Source organism: Rossellomorea sp. LJF3, assembly GCF_037046045.1.
Classification (GTDB): Bacteria; Bacillota; Bacilli; order Bacillales; family Bacillaceae_B; genus Rossellomorea.
Genome location: NZ_JBANLY010000006.1, coordinates 48,759 through 66,134 on the forward strand (window position 1 = coordinate 48,759; position 17,376 = coordinate 66,134).

Here is a 17,376-nt window from a genome sequence, read left to right on the forward strand (position 1 = left end):
TCGTAATTTTTCACCTCAGTCGTCTATAAATTCGACATAAGCAGTGTCATTTCCTCTTTATATGAAAAAATTACTAATGGAATTTATTCATCCAACCACTCTTTCCGTTTATTCAGAAGGTAGTTTCTAAATGGAAATGCAAGAATGATATAAAACAGGACATTCAGGACCAAAGTCGGCCATAAACGCCAGTCCACAAACTGCATGAACGTCAAATCCGTCCTCTTGATAATATGGTTGATCTCGTATACCAAAAACTCTAAAACAGAAATATTCACAAGGGTTATGGTCCCTAACACGAAGAGGTTATTATGTAACACCTTCATCATCTGATGTGAAAGAAAGATGACAAATGGGAATAACACCAGGTAAATCCCATTGATTTCAGTGTAATAAATATCAAATAAGAAGCCAAAGATGAATCCATAAAGAAGTGCGGTCCGGTATTGATAGAACGCACAAATAAAGAACAGCACAATGACCAGGAAATGGGGAACGATCATTTTCTGATCGAACCACTCTTCACTGGGGAAAAGATGGACAAATAAACTTTCACTGTAGAAGAAAAGCAAGGTCATGAAAGGAAGGAGGAGCCTGCTGATCATTGCTCTTCCTCCTCAACCGCATCCTGTTCCGTCACACCTTGGATTTCACGGTCGATGACCATGACATGCTCTAAATGATAGAAATCAGCAGCAGGCTTCACATATGCCGTTTGCGTCAGTCCATATTGATCCGGCTTGACTTCCTTCACTTCACCGATGACCAATCCTTTAGGAAACACGCCACCTAGGCCGGAGGTCATCACTTTGGACCCCTTTTCGACCTTCATATCGTTGGAAATCCGCTTCACCAGAATTTCTTCTTTCTTGCTGTCGTATCCTTCAATCCATCCGTTTATATCCTGGTCTTTGCTTTGGATGACGGTAGAAATGCGGTTTTTTGTATTATTGGTCGAAATTAATTCGACCGTAGATGAAAATTCATTGACACTTTTAATCTTTCCGATCAATCCGGCTGAAGAGATGACGGCCATATCCGATTGGATCCCGTTCACTTCACCTTTATCGATGGTGATGAGCTCCTGCCATTGATCCGGATTTCGTGCAATGACGGTTGCCTGAACCGTTTTATAAGCACGGAGATTCTCCTTCTTATCCAGGACCGCCCGTAATTCATCGTTATCCTGCTTCAGGTCTTTCACTTTTGTTTCAAGCTTGATCAGCTCATCCAAGCGCGTTTTCAGTTTTTCGTTTTCTGTGTATGTATTTTGAAGATCTTGAACGTTATCAACAACTCCGGCTACATAATTGACTGGTTTTGAAACCAACGATTGTCCGAATCCTACCATATCTTTCACAAACTGCTCCGGCCAGCTGATACTATCCCGGTCCCGCAAAGAAAATCCGATTAATCCCACCAGGACAATGACACTGACGAGCAGAATGATCAAACGTTTATTCAGGAAGAATTGTGGCATGATGTACACCTCAACCTTTTCTCATTCTAGTAAATACTATATCAAAAATCGTTTATATTTGATATCATTCGTCAAAATATTCATGGTTCTTCAAAAAAAGATGGGGCCGGCCTTAAGGCTGCCCTTGCATCCTTAAGGAAACGTCCCCCATTTCGATCAATTATTATTTCCCACGTGTTTTAAATAAGTGAATGTGGTCAAGGGCTTTCCCTGTCCCGATTGCCACGCAATCCAGTGGTTCCTCGGCAATGAGCACCGGCATCTTCGTTTCATCGCTGATCACTTTATCAAGATTACGAAGAAGTGCTCCCCCACCGGTCAGCACGATCCCTCTGTCCATGATGTCCGCTGCAAGTTCCGGTGGAGTCTTCTCCAGCGTACTCTTAACGGCATCCACAATCGTGTAGACGGTATCATGAAGGGCAGATGCAATTTCCACAGCCGTTACTTCAATCGTTTTCGGAAGTCCTGTCAGAAGATCTCTCCCGCGGATTTCCATTGCTTGGATGCCTTCAGAATCCCCTGCCGAACCCACTTCCATCTTGATGGTCTCCGCTGTACGGTCCCCGATCATCAGGTTGTATGTCTTACGGATATAGTTGATGATCGCGTCATCCATTTCATCCCCGGCAACGCGGATCGATTGACTTGTCACGATTCCACCTAAAGAGATGATCGCCACTTCCGTCGTTCCTCCACCGATATCCACGACCATGCTTCCTGTCGGTTCCCATACCGGGAGATTTGCGCCGATCGCCGCTGCGAATGGCTCTTCAATCGTGTAAGCGTCCCGTGCCCCTGCTTGTCTTGTCGCATCGATGACGGCTCTTTCTTCCACCCCTGTAATGCCTGAAGGTACACATATCATGACATAAGGCTTTCGTGAAAAAGCCCCCTTATTCCGTGTCGCCTGCTTTATGTAGTACTTCATCATTGTGGCGGTCGTTTCGTAATCAGCGATCACTCCATCTTTCATCGGACGGAGCGCCACGACATTCCCCGGTGTACGGCCGATCATGTTCTTGGCGTCATTCCCCACAGCAACGATCTGCTTATTATCTGTTTGAAGTGCCACAACAGAAGGTTCACGAACGACAATCCCCTTGCCTTTCACGTACACCAATGTGTTAGCAGTTCCTAAATCAATCCCTAAATCTTTCGTTCCAAACATGAATGGTATCTCCCTTTCTGATACAAATTGGCTGGTTTTTATAAAGGTTTATGTGTTTTCATAGGAGAGTTGTCCAATCACTCTCTACCTCGTAATTTTCGTCACAATAATGCTTCGTTCATGCATAACGAAAAGACTCATTCCCTTGTAGAATGACTCTCTTATTTCAGTAAGCCCGCGTTATATTGAATCACGATATTGTTTGTAAAAATCATAAGCTTTATTATATCGTAACCAGGAAAAAAATCATAGTGTCATAAATACCCTTTTTCCTTTAAACTGATAAACTTCTTCTCTCCTATTATAAGGTGATCGAGTATATCAATACCAATGATTCGACCGCATTCCACCAATCTTTTTGTCACTTCTATGTCTTCCCTGCTCGGGGTAGGATCCCCGGACGGATGGTTATGGATGCAAATGATGGAGGCGGCGGAGCGGCGAAAAGCTTCTTTGAAGACTTCCCTGGGGTGTACAATGGAGGCGTTGAGGCTTCCGATGAAGATGGTTTGCTTGTGGAGTACTTGATTCTTTGTGTTGAGGTATAAGCAGACAAAATGCTCCTGGGCCAAAAACCTCATATCATTCATGACATAATTGGCCCCGTCTTCTGGGGAACGGATTGAATATCTGTCATCGAATGCCAGATTGCTGATGCGACGGCCGAATTCCACCGCCGCCATGATCTGAACGGCCTTGGCAAGACCGATCCCTTTCGTTTTCGTGATCTCTTCCAGGGACGCATCCTTTAGTAGATTCAATCCATCAAATTGAGTTAACAGACGGTTGGATAGTTGAAGAACGGACTCGGATTTGGTTCCGGTCCGGAGTAAAATGGCGAGCAGTTCCTGGTTGGAGAGACTTGCTGCTCCGCTTTGGATCATCCTTTCCCTCGGTCTCTCATCTTGTGGGAAATCCCTGATCATCAGACGGTTTTCTTCCTGATGGGGCATCGTTTTTACCATTGGTTCCTCCTATTCTTACGTGAAGGAGTCATTCTGAAGGAAGATAGCCCATTTCGAGTAGCGCACGATTCACACGTGAGATCGGGAGACCGACAACTGCGAAATAATCGCCCTTGATTTCCTTGACGAATTTCGCACCGATTCCCTGGATCCCATATGAACCCGCTTTATCAAATGGTTCTTCTGTTGCGATATAGTCATCGATCTCTTTAGAGGTCAACTCCCAAAACGTAACATCCGTTTTTTCATAAAAGAGTTTCTCCTCCTCACCATGGACGATCGCGACACCCGTGTAAACCTCATGGGAAGAACCGGAAAGCATCTGAAGCATATCCTTCGCTTCTTCCTTCGATTCCGGTTTCCCAAGAATCTTACCGTCTTTTGTCACAACCGTGTCAGAGCCAATCACATAGTGAGAAGGGTGTTGATTCGCTATTACCCTGGCTTTTTTCCTTGCGAGAAACATGACGACTTCATCGGGCATTAAATCAGGAGAAAAGGTTTCATCCACACTGGAACCCATAATGGAAAAAGAGAGTTGGATTTGTTCGAGAAGTTCTTTTCGTCGGGGGGATTGTGAAGCGAGTATGAGGTTGGACACACCATACCATTCCTTTCAGAGTGCAAATTGGGAGATACAAGAATATACTACCAAATCCACCCTGACTAAACAAGTAAAAATAGAGCTGCCTCAGTACGCGACAAGGGGAAGATCCCACGTACCGAGGCAGCTCACAGACCATTATTTCCTAGAAAATAGTCTAATTCAGTCGAAACTATAACCCGCTATATTGTTGAAGATAAGATAATAAATCCTCTTGAATTTTTTGAGCATCTTCAGGAGATTTCATCGTTGCTGCCAGATTCCCGGCATCCACCAATGATTTCTTCATGGAGGCGATGGAATCCTGACCGACCTTGATCCCTTCCAATTCTTTCACTCCGGATTGAATCGTTTTGATCGTTGCCTCATCCGCAGTCCCCCCGGTCATTCCACTGCTGCTGGCCTGGGCTATAGTGCTGAAGAGGGCATTCCCTTTTTCCAGGAACGTCTTTTCTTCTTTTGAAGCATTTATCCCCTTGGATCCAATCACAAAATCCTTCGCGTAAACGTCCACCCCTTGATCCTTCAGTTTCCCTCCAAGGGTTTTGGCCGTTTCCAAGTCACCGGAAACTCCGAGCATCAAAAAGAACTGGCCGTCTTTCTCCACAGATGCACCTGGAAGACCTTTTGCCTCTAAACTATCCTTCATGGCCTTCATCGCTTCCTCTGTCGAAAACACGCCGCCCTGTAGGATGGTGGTAGAAAAATCCTTTAATTCGACGGCAGAAACCGCCTGCTGATCGTCCGTTTTCCCTGCTGATGTGCTATCCTGCAGCGTTGCGGCCGGGGCAGCCGGGGCATCCGTCGTCGTGATCACCTTAAGGGTCCCAAAACCAAGAACCGCCCCCACAACGATCGCCCCGATCAAAGACATGACCAAGTTGACCGAATCCTGAAACGGGTTAATAAACGATTTTTTCTTCTTCTTGCTTCCAGACACATAATGGATCTTTTTATATTCCTGTGGAGGCTCGGCTTCTTCATCGGGAAGGATCCAATCAAACCCGTCATCCTTCGCCTCTTCCCCGGCAGCCGTTTCCGATTCCCCCAACTTCCAATCGTACACAAGGAGATCTTCATCGAACTTCGTTTTCTCCCCATTGATTTTAATAGAAATCTTTTTGTCGTTTTTCCCACGATCGCTCATCATCGCCACCCTCCTTCATCTAGTTTTTTCCATGCTATCACATCCCATAAAAAAAAGAACAAGACTTTTGTCGTCTTGTCCTAATAGGTTTTCGTCAAATTTTTTAGTTCTCAGGAAAGGCCGTGTCAGCTTGCATTTCGGCTGTTCCTTCTTCCGAAGAAGGATCCGTATACTGGATAAAAGGATTCTTCTTCAATGAAGGGGGCGGACTATCAATCGACGGCAGACTGTCTTGTAAGCCAGATAGACCCGGTATATAAAAGGCCGATGCCACCAGTTGAAAAATGAGTGGCTCTGGACCCTCATCCGTCAAAACGGGGCTCATTTCCTCCCTGCCCTGGATTAAAAGTTGATTCACTTCAACAATCCTCGGAAGATTCTCTAATTCATGGATGAATTTCTCCATCTCAAAATAGTTCCCGGACTGTACCGTCATCGTCATTTGCAATCTTTTGACCGCTGAGTTGTCACTTCCTGATTCTTGTGGACTTGAAGAGCCTTGTGAATTCCCCTCAAGCGTATCATCACTTTCTTCACTAGAATAAGCAAAGTCCTCTTTTGCAAAATTAATGGACTGTATCTCACTTTGTGATAACACTTCCGCTTTCTCAAGCTGCAGGATGATCTGATCTGTTAGCGGTTCAACGGGAATTTGTTTTTGCAAAGTATGGATATCTTTGTAGGAATGAGCTTCAATCTGCTCTGTTTTCGCTTCGACTGCTGATAGAATTTTTTGTTCTGCTTTTAATTCCTTCTGTTTCATTTCCAACCTGTCTTGTTGTGGAGAATAGACAAAGTAATAACAGAGAAACAAAGAAAACAGGCATGCGAATGTACTCACTATCAATAGCAGCCTTTCTTTCTTAGTCAGTGATGAAATCATTGTTCATTCCCCTCTTCTAAAGAGGTTTCTTCAGCTTCCTTTAACTCTTGAAGCTTTTTCGAATCCAGTGTCAGCGAGTACTCGACAAGATACCTTGGGGCCACTTCATTATCTGCCGAAAGCATATTTTCACTTTCTGTTATCTCAGCAGTCATTTCAAGGATTTCCGCTTCCCGGATCCACTCTACTTCCTTTAAATGATGCAGATAGTAGGCTGCTTCTCGTGAAGAATCGAATTGGATGGAGGCATTGATCGTTTGTCTTCCGCTGTACTCCAATGCTTGGATGAACCCTCGGGAAGGAAGTAAAGTAATTAATTCATTGAGAACCGGTACGGTTTTGACTGGATAGTCCATCATTGATTCAACCGTTCTTTCGAGGTCTTTCATTCCTTGGGAAGATTCTGAATCAAGCAACTTTGTTTGCTGCACTTCAATGAGCTGCTCTGTTTGGGAAATGCTTCTAACTGTGCTTTCCGTTTCCAAATGCATACTTCGAAGCGAAAAAAAGAGGTAGAGGGAACCGACTAAAAATAATAGAAGAATGATGGCCAAAGAATAAACAAATACGGGTCCTTTCTTTTCCTTTTCAGGCAATAGATTAATATCAATGAGATTCAACATATTGCACCTCTTTTAACGCAAGCCCCAGGGCGATGACAAACCTATCAGAAATCCTTCCGTCTTCTACAGTTTTTATCTCTTTCAGAGATTGATAATGCACAGGTATGTTCAGTCTATCGTTAATGGCCGATTCAATCTTTCGCAGGTTCGGGTGATCACCACTAATCATGGCCCTTTCGACAAAACACTCTCCTTTGTGAAGTGAATACTGATAAAAATTCATGACTTTTTCTATTTCACTGAAGGCGTCCTCTACATTTCTCCAAGCAATATGGTCTTCCATCAGTACATCCTGGTTTTGTTCTTCTAATACAATCGGCCTTGTAAAGATCGGTTGATGTCCAAGAAAAATCGAAACCGTTAATAATTTTTCATCAAAATGTAGGAACATCGTGTGTTCTTGTGGGGAAATGCTTCCCCTCTCGATCGATAATCGATAAAGAGCCAAGGGGGAGATGTCAGCCACTATCGGTTTCATTTTGACCTTTTCCAGGAGATCCTTGTAGCTATCCACCACATCCTGATGCGATGCGACCAAAAGGGCTTCCCTATTCCCTTCCGATTCGTTTATCAGGGCATAGTCGAAGACAGGATCCTCAAAAGGTAAATGAATGCTAGTCCCGATTTCAAGAAACAGATACCCTTCTATTTCATCCTGCTTAATATCCCCCGGAATGGTCACTTTTCGCAAAACGACGAACGGATCGGGAACGATGAATCGGACGGATCTTCCTTTCAATCCCCATTCTTCTACACATTCTTCCAAAATAAAAGATAGAGTCTGTTCATCAATGATTTTCCCGCCTTTAATGATGTTCTCAGGAAGTGTGCGCTCCCCGTATGCTTGAACAAGTAGAGGCGAAGTATGCTTCAACTCTAGATAGCGGATGGAATTGTCTGTGAATACAATATTGGATGTTTTTTGGCTAGCAGAGAGAAACGATAATAATCCCATAAAACGAACCCTTTCTTTACATTAATAGAAAAACGATAGATAAGCAGATAGAAGGGCATCACCATACAAATAAGAAAGAATGGTGCCAAGGGCGATAAATGGACCAAACGGAATTGGTTTCCCTCTTTCTATCAATTTTAACGTCAAAGCGATCAATCCGAAGACGGCCCCGAAGAATGTTGCCAGCATAAAGGAAAGAACCATGACCTTTAACCCCACAACAAAGCCGATTACAGCATATAACTTGATGTCCCCTCCGCCCATGCCACCTTTACTCACAACGGCGATAAGAAGCAGGAGTCCGAAGCCGGCTGCAGCTCCGATCAAGCTGTCCCACCAGGGAGTCAGCGGAATGAACAGGCGTTCCACTAAAAACAGTCCCGAAAAAAACAGAAGGACTTTATCAGGGATCACCATATATTTCAAATCAGAAACCGTGATGATGATGAACAATGAAATAAGGGTCCAGGCGACAAGCAGCTCCCAGTCGAGTCCAAACTCTATGTACGCTAGTACAAAAAGACCAGCATTCAAAGCTTCCATAAACGGATATAAAGGAGAAATGCGCCCTTGACAACGGCGGCATTTCCCCTTTTGAATGAGATAAGAAAAGACAGGAAGCAGCTCGATCGCAGTCAATTGATGACCACAATAAGGACAGCTTGACCTTGGCTTTACGATGGATTTCTTTAACGGCACCCTCAGGCCGACTACGTTGTAGAAGGAGCCTATGAGGAGTGCGTAAAGTACAATAATTACTAGATACATCTTATTTTGCTTCGTCAGTTAACTGTTTTTCAGTAATAAAACCATCCGCACCTGTAGCTGCAGTTACTACTGATGAAGCGTCATGGTTCTTTATGCTATAAATTCCACCTTCATATTTAACAATATAATCTAAACCTTCATCTTCAACGTTAGAAACATATTCACTTAACCCACCATAAGCCGGCGTTGCACCAGTTCCAGTTGTCGCAGTAGCGCCTGTATGTTTCCAATTTTTAATTTCAGAATCATTCGAGTGGGCCAACTTTGCTGAATTTATCAATTGAATTGCCTCAGCAACTTTCGCATCATCCTTGCTTTTGTTTATAATTCCACCAATACTAGGCACCGCAATCGCCGCAATAATCCCTAGAATAACAATAACCGCTAAAAGCTCAATTAAAGTCAAACCTCTCTCATTCTTCAACATCTTTCTCATTTTCTTCAACATTTTCATTATTCCTCCTCGACATCATATGTAGTACTTTAGTACTCTTTTAAACTATCTTTATTATACAACATGGAAAATAAAAAATAAGTCTAAATGTGTAAAATATTATCAAAATTGCTAGAAATTTTGAACATTGTTAAATATTTCAAACATCGGGACCATGATGGCCGTGACGATGGTCCCCACAAGACCCGCTAACAGGACGATCATCAGTGGTTCGATTAGGGCTTTCAATTGATCCGTTGAGTTTTCGACTTCCTTTTCGTAGAAATCGGCCACTTTCGAAAGCATACTGTCAAGTGAGCCCGTCTCTTCTCCTATCGATATCATCTGGGAAACCAGGGGAGGAAAGGCCCAATGCTTTTTCATTGGCTCCGTCAATGTCCCGCCTTTTTCCAATGACTCCCTTGACTCCCTGAGAACCGCTGCCATCACTTCATTTTCCACGACCCGTTCCACTATCGCCAAGGACTGTAGTATAGGGACTGAGCTTGAAAAAAGGGAGCTCAACGTTCTGGTCATTCGGGCGAGAACCGCTTTTTGAATCAATTTACCGAAGACGGGGATCCTCAAGATGAAGTAATCCAGGTAGTATTTCGTTTCTTTTCTTTGCCGCACCATCCCGATTCCCGTGATGATAAGTATGACTAGGAGCAAAATCACATACCAAAACCTCTGGACGGTTTCACTTGCCCCAAGGACGAAGCGGGTGATTAAAGGTAGTTCTCCCCCGAAATCGTCAAACATATCCACAAAGGTGGGAACCACGGCAGCAAGCAGGAAAATGACAACGCCGATGGCAATGACCCCGACGACAGCAGGATAGGAAAGGGCAGCGATTACTTTTTGTCGTGTTCCATGCTGTTTTTCATAATGATCTCCCAGTCTTTCAAGGGTTTCATCCAGACTACCCGTCGCTTCCCCCGCTTTAAGCATATTGATGAAGAGAGGCTCAAATACTTTCTGATGCTTTCCGAATGCTTCAGAAAGTGGATGTCCTTCCTTCAGCTCAATTTCTATGTCCATGAGGATTTTTGTCAAGGCTTTGCTATCCGTTTGGCTGCTCAAGATCCGGGTCGCATCCACGACTGTTACCCCCGCTCTTAAAAGGGTGGAAAATTGCCTCAGGAAAATCACCAGATGCTGAAGCTTGACAGGATTCCCGAATGTGATTTCTTTTGTTAGGAGGGTTTCCGGGATTTCCTGCACGGAAATAATGCGAATGCCTTGATTTTTCAGGCGAAGCATGGCGTCCTTTTTGGAAGGAGCCGTGACCTGGCCTTTTTTCTTCCCTTTTTTATCCCGTCCCTCGTACTTGAATCTGGCCATGATTAACTATTCTCCCTGAGAAACGGAGAAGCGGTTTCTTTTGAAATGATGCCAGCATGGAGGAATCTGCTTACATTCGCTTCGAATAATTCCATCCCAAGTGCTTTAGAAGTTTGCATCACTGTCGGGATCTGATGGATCTTCTCCGACCGAATCAGGTTCGCCACTGCTGAAGTATTCAGAAGGATTTCTGAAACGGCGATTCTTCCCTCCTTATTAGCCGTAGGCAGCAGGCGTTGAGCGATGACACCCTGAAGAACGGATGCGAGCTGGACGCGGACCTGGGATTGCTGCTCTCCAGGAAAGACATCGATGATCCGTTCAATTGTTGAAACCGCACTGGATGTGTGAAGGGTCCCCAGAACTAAATGCCCGGTTTCGGCTGCCGTAATGGCGGTTTGTATGGTTTCCAGATCGCGCATTTCCCCAACAAGAATGACATCGGGATCCTGCCTTAAGGCACTTCTGAGACCGTAGGCAAAGGACTTGGTATCAAACCCGACTTCCCGTTGATCGATTAAGGAAGAACCGTGCTTATGTAAATATTCGATGGGATCCTCAAGTGTAATGATATGCTTCCTCATGGTCTGGTTCATATAGTGAATCATGGAAGCAAGGGTAGTGGACTTCCCGCTTCCAGTGGGACCCGTTACCAATACCAACCCCTGATGTTTTTCGGCTATTTTCATGATGACAGGAGGAAGCTTGAGCTCTTCCAGTGTCGGGATATTCCTTGGCACTACCCGCAACGCGATGGAAATGCAGGAACGTTGAAAATAGGCATTCACCCTGAAACGCGAAACACCCGGTAAAGCATAGGAAAAGTCCAACTCTCCCCTTTCCTTGAAGTCACTCCATAGATGCTCAGGGATTATGGCTCTTGCCATGATCTCCGTATCTTCAGGTTTCAATGGTTCCTGGCCGTACCTTTTTAAATCTCCATGAATGCGGAAGACAGGGGCTGATCCTATCGTTAAATGAATATCAGAGGCCTTTAATTCATATGCTGCCCTTAATAGTTGATCGATTCGTTCCTTCATGCCATACACCTTCTTTACTCTATTGCTACTCGCAGAATTTCTTCTGTCGTGGTCAATCCTTGCTTTACCTTAAACAACCCATCATCCAGAAGAAAAATGGTTTTGTTTTTTAATGCTACTTCCCTTAAGGTATTAAGAGATTGATTGTTCATGATGATCCTTTTCATTTCATCATTTACGACCAGTACTTCATGGATGGCCATCCTGCCCTTATAGCCGGTCATGTTGCATGACGCACAGCCTTTGCCCCGGACAATCCGGTCAATCGTCATGCCCCTTCGTTCAAAGATTTCTTTTTCCCTGTTAGAAGGTGCATCTTCACGTGCACAATCCCGGCACACTTTCCGGACCAGTCTCTGGGCCACAATTCCACTGACGGACGTGGCAACCAGGAAGGGCTCTACCCCCATATCGATCAGCCGGGACACCGTACTTAACGAATCGTTCGTATGAATGGTACTGAGTACCAGATGCCCCGTCAAAGAAGCCCGTATCGCCACTTCCGCCGTTTCACGATCGCGCACCTCCCCTACCATGATGATATTGGGGTCCTGCCTCAGTATGGACCGGAGACCTGTTGCGAAAGTAAGGCCAACATTTGAATTGACCTGTATCTGGTTGACTCCTTCTAATTGATACTCCACTGGATCTTCAACGGTAATAATATTGACTTCTTCACTATTCAGCTTATTCAATGCGGCATAAAGAGTAGATGACTTACCTGAACCGGTCGGACCTGTAATAAGGACAATTCCGGTCGGCCGGTCAATCAGATCCTGAAATCGTTTCAGGTTCAAGCTGTTGAATCCCAGCTGAGCCAAATCATTCAAGGATGAACTCAGGTCCAGTATACGGAGGACGATTTTTTCTCCATAAACCGTCGGAAGCGTAGATACCCTTAAGTCGATGGGACGAAAATCGATATTCGTTTTGATCCTTCCATCCTGAGGGACCCTGTGTTCTGTGATATCCAATTGAGACATAATTTTGATCCGGGCCGTCAACATGCTTTGCATGTGTTTAGGAAGGGCTCTATCCGTTCGCAGAATGCCATCCACCCGGTAGCGAATAAGTACTTTTGTTTCATGAGGATCAATATGAATATCACTTGCCTTTTGGGTCATGGCGTTCGACAATAATTGATTCACTAATTTGGCGATGGGCGAATCCTGATCTGTTAATGTTTCATCCTCGAGCTGGGGACGATCATTTTCCATCCCTTTCAGCTCTTCAAAGCTTTCATCCATGTCATAATACTTATTAATCGATCGCAGAATATCATCCTTTGTTGCGATCGCTGTTTCAATATAGAATCCTGTGGACAATCGTAAATCCTCTATCGTATAGAAATCCATTGGGTCCGCCATGGCAACAAAAAGCTTATCTCCTTCTTTTTTTAAAGGGATCATTAAATTCCGCTTGGCCAATTCTTTGGGGACGAGATGGAACAACTTAGGATCGAATGGATACCTGAATAGACTGACATGTGGAATACCCAGCTGAAATTCGAGCACTTCGATTAACTGTTGCTCCGTTATATACCCCCTTTGTAAGATGGCATCTCCAAGTTTCTGATCTTTTCCTTTTTCTCGTAATGCGGATTGAAGCATTTCTTCGGTTAACAAACCCGATTCAACCAATAAGTCCCCTAAACGTTTCCTCTCTTGGGCCATGATATTCCACCTGACTTCTTTTTATTTCATATTTGATAATGAAAGATCTGTTTCAGATGGAAGGACATCCTCACCATCTGCATTCTCAGGTGAGGCAGCCCCCCCTGTTTCAATCGGGTCTGAAGGACCATTTTGATCGGTTGAATCTGAACTTTCCCGAGCGGGCACAACTTCATTCCTGGAATCGGTCCCATTCTCATTTGTTTCTGTTGTGGGTCCAGGTCTCTCAACCACATAGTCCTTCATGCTATGTATCTCTTCTTTAAATACCGGAAGATAAAAGTCCTCAGAAATTCTCTCTTCCTTAAGAAGTTCACCGTTCTTTGACTCGAAACTTCTCCATACTTCGATTTTCATCCCGTTACGTCCTTCTTCTTTTACCTTCACTTCCCCTTTATTCAGATAAGGACTGTACTGTTTAATCACTTTCGGTTTGAACGTTTGCTCATTCCGACGGTCTACGATGACCGTATAGGGCATTTCTGCACCGGTGAGGGCTAGGGAAAAACTGTCCCCTTGTCTAGTCAATATAATTTTATACACGGCATCATTTGGATTGGTGAAAATAAGATCATCACCCTGGTCCTGATTGACGTATGCCTCAAACCCTAAATCAATATCGACTGGAATTTCCCTTCCCTGGTGTCTCTCGATCACTTCAAAATTGGTAGGCAGGATCAACTGATATAAATAGGATGCAAAAGTACTTAATTCTTGATTGGACATGCCTGTAAAAGCTTCTTCGTCCAAGAATGTCAATAGAGAGAACGGGGAGGTTCCTTCTAATTCTATTTCTTCGTATGTATCAAATAGGGTCTGAAGTCCGGGAGTGGATGTTACACCTTCCATATTGATTTTAGAAATAGTTTCAATAGAATCAGACTGAATGAAAAAATCTTCTATATGAAGGTTTTCGCCAGTTTCATCTAAATTCGCTGCATGTTCCATGATTTTTTGCCCTAGTCCTTCTAAATCGAGCATGCTGGGATTCACTTCGTTTGAAGATAGGAGTGAGTCAAGTCCTTCAAAGTTGACCAAAAGCGGGGTTTCCCCTTCTTTAGTCGCTCTTTGAACGGACGTGGCAGGATCGAAATGAAATAATTTGGAGTCTAAAGGTATGGCTGTGTCCATATAGGAGAGAGTCATGGACTGATTTTCCTTCCAATCCTCTATTTTAATATGTAGTTCTTCTTCTGCTTTTGCGTAAGAAAGGGTGGATACATCGATATTCCCAATCTTCGTCCCCTCTGGAAAGGCCTGATTCGGCGAAAGTAAACGATCATATGCAAAAGCTCCCAAATGAGCAAAACTGAACACATAAATGCTGCATAACACAAAAAAAACGGATAGTTTCGTAAATGGAAACGTTTTGCCCATCAGAGATGCCCCTTTTTAACTAGTTTCGTTTAATTATTTGATTCGAAAAATAAGCGATTATATTCTTCCTCTTCTTCTTTAGAAAGTCCCGAAGAGGGAATCAAAGTAGACGATTCGCGATCCCCTTGTTTTAAATGAGTGTCCCAATCTTGTAATTGCAGTTCGAAATCATCCAGTTCCTCCCCTTCCATTTGAGAAGGATTGTCCGGGTATTTCTCTGCTTCTTTATACAAGTACTCATCTGGCTTTTCTTCTTTATTACTTACTGATAAAGGGAATTCTTCTATAAACCCTTCTTTTTCAACCACACTCTCTACCTTTGAAAGAGTAATAGTATCCTGACTAGTCTCTTCCAATATTTCTTGTTTACTATTTTCTTTGTTGTATGATTCGAAATGATTTTCAGATGGATTTGAGGAATGAAGGAATAAAGGTCTTAATCTCGTCTCAAGGAAGTAGGTACTTAGAAGCAGTAACAAAGTAAATATAATCATTGTCTGATAAAGAGGAATAAAGCTGCTGATCACAATACACAATAAAGTAAGGAAAAAAGCCCCTGTTGAAATCAGGACTTTATGCTTAAACGTCCATTTCATAGGGTTGAATACGATCACAGGGAGCAACAGCAGATAAGCTACCACAGCAAATGCGACTAAATCAATCATTCTCATCCCTCCATTTCATGATTGATTCGATGAAAAACAACAAAATTCGACTACTACTATTTTAGTATAAAGAGGAAATAATTGAAAGTCATTGTCTCTTGGAAAAATTGAATTAATTGAAAAAACTTTCCCATTTTCGAGTTATTTCAACAATATTGTAAGTTATTCAATAAATTGGTTGAAATTCAGACCAAATAATACATTCTAGAGTATAATGGTGATATGAGCATATTATCCTAATTCTTTAAGAGGAAAATGCATACATCTATGATTTAAAAAGGTTTAAATAAATTGATTTAAGGTGGTTAAAACTTGAAGCGCAATGGATTTACACTAATAGAAGTATTAGTAGCCACTACATTAATAGTAATCATTCTAACTACTTTTCTTGGTTTCATAAGAATGTCATATAAAAATACATCTTATAACGAAGAAAGCTTGAAATCTTTTAACACCTCAGAAATGGTCCTTACCTATTTTCAAGAAGAAAAAAAAGTCCCAGTGAAACAAGATTATCCTGATATTAAATTATTTCATATTACCCAAAATACATATGAACTTACAGTTGAAGGTAACAAACTTTATGTAGTAATTAAATTCCCTCAGGCAGCTGATAATTCTCTGCAAGATGAACTTCAGAATATTTCCAATCTCACACCTGTAGAGGTAAATGTTTATAGTGATGAAACGTTAATGGATGAGACATCACGATCAATTGGGTTTATAGAGGTGATAGAATAAATGGTTAATAATCAACGAGGGGTTACTTTAATTGAAGTACTCGCGGTTTTAATTGTGTCTAGCATTGTGATGACCGTTTTGTTTAGCATCTTCAATTCTTATACGAAGACAAGTAATAATAATCAAGCTCAGCAAATGTTACAACAGGAAGTTAATTTGTTTATAAGCAGTATTAACCAATACCAAAAGAAAAAGGATTTCAGTGAGTTAGCCATTCTACTCAAAAACCCCGAAACTCTTAATGGTGAACAATATTTTTCTACTGTCGAACTGGTAGATAAAAAGCAATCTGAAACTGATGACGCAGACAGACTAATAAAAAAATTAAGTGCTGATAATTATCTATATCAACTTTCGCTAATTAATGACGAAGCATCTTTAGATACTTTAATCACCCCTGCCAACCCGTATTTCTTAACGGATTCATTTATACTCAATATAAAGATCATTAATAAATCAAACCCCAATGGAAACCACTATTCAGCTGCTCACGGGTTCCATAGATTAGACTGAACAGTAAAGGAGACTCATTATGGCTAGAAATGAGAGGGGGTATGCCCTTGTATACTCACTTTTTATCATCGTAATCATCACGATCATAGGTTTAAGTTTATTAACTATGACTGTAAATTTATTTAAACAAACGAATATGACTAAAGCCAACGCTGTTTCAGAGAATCTAGCTGAAATGAGTATTCAACTTAAAGAAACAGATATTAGAAATCAAATTAAAGTAGCCTATAACCAATTACTAACAGAAGAGATGCTAAAACATGATAGGCCTTCTAAAAATAATGGGAAAAATAAAGATAGTACCGATGTCTTGTATATTAATTATAAAGACATTGACAAAAGAATATGTGAACGCATCCAAAACGATTCGATATTTAAGTACGGTGAATACGAAGAACGTGAATATGATTTCTCAGCTATAATTACTAACCTGAGTATAAGTGAATGTTCAGATAGTGGAGGCTTGTATACTGTTGAGCTCCAAGGCAAAGGGCAGTGGAATGGTAAAGAAGAAATAATTCTATCACGATCTACCTTTATACTTAATATACCTACATACGAAGATACTGCAGATTTAGAAAAGAAATGCTACAACAAGCACGGAAAAGAAATAGGCCACGGAGCATGTAAAAAGAATGGCAATGGCAATGGCAACGGTAATGGCAATGGCAATGGTAACGGCAATGGTAACGGCAATGGCAACGGCAACGGCAATGGCAATGGCAATGGCAACGGCAATGGCAATGGCAATGGCAATGGCAACGGCAATGGCAATGGCAACGGCAATGGCAACGGCAATGGCAACGGCAATGGTAACGGCAATGGAGTGAATTATGGAGTTGGTCTAGGAGGCTGTCCTCCAGGTTGGAGAAAAAAAGGGTGGTGTAATAATGATGACGATTCAAACCCTAATACTCCAGACTTACCCACAAAAATAACGATTGATGACGTTAGTATCATTAGAGAAATTGAGTACAAATAAAGGAAAAGACCC

At 42.4% G+C, this 17,376-nt stretch carries 19 protein-coding genes; 3 read left to right on the plus strand and 16 right to left on the minus strand.

Annotated features, from left to right (window positions below; genetic code table 11):
- Positions 1–83 precede the first annotated feature (83 nt).
- The 16 genes from mreD to V8G47_RS08180 form a co-directional block, all read right to left on the minus strand.
- Complete coding sequence (gene mreD / locus V8G47_RS08105; protein WP_336199666.1) at positions 84–605, minus strand: rod shape-determining protein MreD; 522 nt, start codon at positions 603–605, stop codon at positions 84–86.
- Positions 602–1,480, minus strand: a complete 879-nt coding sequence (mreC, locus tag V8G47_RS08110; protein ID WP_079532452.1) for a rod shape-determining protein MreC — start codon at positions 1,478–1,480, stop codon at positions 602–604. Before mreC ends, mreD begins: the two co-directional genes overlap by 4 nt.
- A 163-nt stretch (positions 1,481–1,643) precedes the next feature.
- A complete protein-coding gene (locus V8G47_RS08115; RefSeq protein WP_336199667.1) occupies positions 1,644–2,651 on the minus strand; it encodes a rod shape-determining protein in 1,008 nt (335 codons plus the stop codon).
- 254 nt (positions 2,652–2,905) lie between these two features.
- Positions 2,906–3,616 (minus strand): RadC family protein, encoded by a 711-nt coding sequence (radC, locus tag V8G47_RS08120; protein ID WP_269146685.1) that lies wholly within the window; start codon positions 3,614–3,616, stop codon positions 2,906–2,908.
- A 28-nt stretch (positions 3,617–3,644) separates the two neighbouring features.
- Positions 3,645–4,217 carry a Maf family protein gene (locus tag V8G47_RS08125; protein ID WP_336199668.1) on the minus strand — a complete coding sequence of 191 codons (573 nt, stop codon included), beginning with the start codon at positions 4,215–4,217 and terminating at the stop codon, positions 3,645–3,647.
- Between the two features lie 175 nt (positions 4,218–4,392).
- Positions 4,393–5,367 carry a hypothetical protein gene (locus tag V8G47_RS08130; RefSeq protein WP_336199669.1) on the minus strand — a complete coding sequence of 325 codons (975 nt, stop codon included), beginning with the start codon at positions 5,365–5,367 and terminating at the stop codon, positions 4,393–4,395.
- 103 nt (positions 5,368–5,470) lie between these two features.
- Positions 5,471–6,250: a type II secretion system protein GspM gene (locus tag V8G47_RS08135; RefSeq protein WP_336199670.1), complete on the minus strand. Its 780-nt coding sequence runs from the start codon at positions 6,248–6,250 to the stop codon at positions 5,471–5,473.
- Positions 6,247–6,873: a hypothetical protein gene (locus V8G47_RS08140; protein ID WP_336199671.1), complete on the minus strand. Its 627-nt coding sequence runs from the start codon at positions 6,871–6,873 to the stop codon at positions 6,247–6,249. Before V8G47_RS08140 ends, V8G47_RS08135 begins: the two co-directional genes overlap by 4 nt.
- Positions 6,857–7,828, minus strand: coding sequence for a type IV pilus biogenesis protein PilM (gene pilM / locus V8G47_RS08145; RefSeq protein ID WP_336199672.1), 972 nt, complete (start codon positions 7,826–7,828; stop codon positions 6,857–6,859). Before pilM ends, V8G47_RS08140 begins: the two co-directional genes overlap by 17 nt.
- Before the next feature lie 21 nt (positions 7,829–7,849).
- Entirely contained in the window at positions 7,850–8,596 is a 747-nt protein-coding gene (locus V8G47_RS08150) for a prepilin peptidase (RefSeq protein ID WP_336199673.1), read from the minus strand.
- Between the two features lies 1 nt (position 8,597).
- A complete protein-coding gene (locus V8G47_RS08155) occupies positions 8,598–9,044 on the minus strand; it encodes a pilus assembly FimT family protein (RefSeq protein WP_336199674.1) in 447 nt (148 codons plus the stop codon).
- Positions 9,045–9,161: 117 nt separating this feature from the next.
- Positions 9,162–10,373 carry a type II secretion system F family protein gene (locus V8G47_RS08160; RefSeq protein ID WP_336199675.1) on the minus strand — a complete coding sequence of 404 codons (1,212 nt, stop codon included), beginning with the start codon at positions 10,371–10,373 and terminating at the stop codon, positions 9,162–9,164.
- A 2-nt stretch (positions 10,374–10,375) separates the two neighbouring features.
- Positions 10,376–11,413, minus strand: a complete 1,038-nt coding sequence (locus V8G47_RS08165) for a type IV pilus twitching motility protein PilT (RefSeq protein WP_336199676.1) — start codon at positions 11,411–11,413, stop codon at positions 10,376–10,378.
- A 14-nt stretch (positions 11,414–11,427) separates the two neighbouring features.
- Complete coding sequence (locus tag V8G47_RS08170) at positions 11,428–13,086, minus strand: GspE/PulE family protein (RefSeq protein ID WP_336199678.1); 1,659 nt, start codon at positions 13,084–13,086, stop codon at positions 11,428–11,430.
- Positions 13,087–13,107: 21 nt separating this feature from the next.
- Positions 13,108–14,463, minus strand: coding sequence for a G5 domain-containing protein (locus V8G47_RS08175; RefSeq protein ID WP_336199679.1), 1,356 nt, complete (start codon positions 14,461–14,463; stop codon positions 13,108–13,110).
- 29 nt (positions 14,464–14,492) lie between these two features.
- Complete coding sequence (locus tag V8G47_RS08180) at positions 14,493–15,128, minus strand: hypothetical protein (protein ID WP_336199680.1); 636 nt, start codon at positions 15,126–15,128, stop codon at positions 14,493–14,495.
- A gap of 312 nt (positions 15,129–15,440) precedes the next feature.
- Between V8G47_RS08180 and V8G47_RS08185 the strand changes: the two genes are divergently transcribed.
- The 3 genes from V8G47_RS08185 to V8G47_RS08195 are packed head-to-tail and all read left to right on the plus strand — an operon-like array spanning position 15,441 to position 17,364.
- The gene (locus tag V8G47_RS08185; protein ID WP_336199681.1) at positions 15,441–15,869 is read left to right on the plus strand and encodes a type IV pilus modification PilV family protein; all 429 of its coding nucleotides are present in this window, start codon (positions 15,441–15,443) and stop codon (positions 15,867–15,869) included.
- The gene (locus tag V8G47_RS08190) at positions 15,870–16,382 is read left to right on the plus strand and encodes a type II secretion system protein (protein WP_336199682.1); all 513 of its coding nucleotides are present in this window, start codon (positions 15,870–15,872) and stop codon (positions 16,380–16,382) included.
- A 19-nt stretch (positions 16,383–16,401) separates the two neighbouring features.
- Positions 16,402–17,364 (plus strand): hypothetical protein, encoded by a 963-nt coding sequence (locus tag V8G47_RS08195; protein WP_336199683.1) that lies wholly within the window; start codon positions 16,402–16,404, stop codon positions 17,362–17,364.
- The last annotated feature ends 12 nt before the right edge of the window (positions 17,365–17,376 follow it).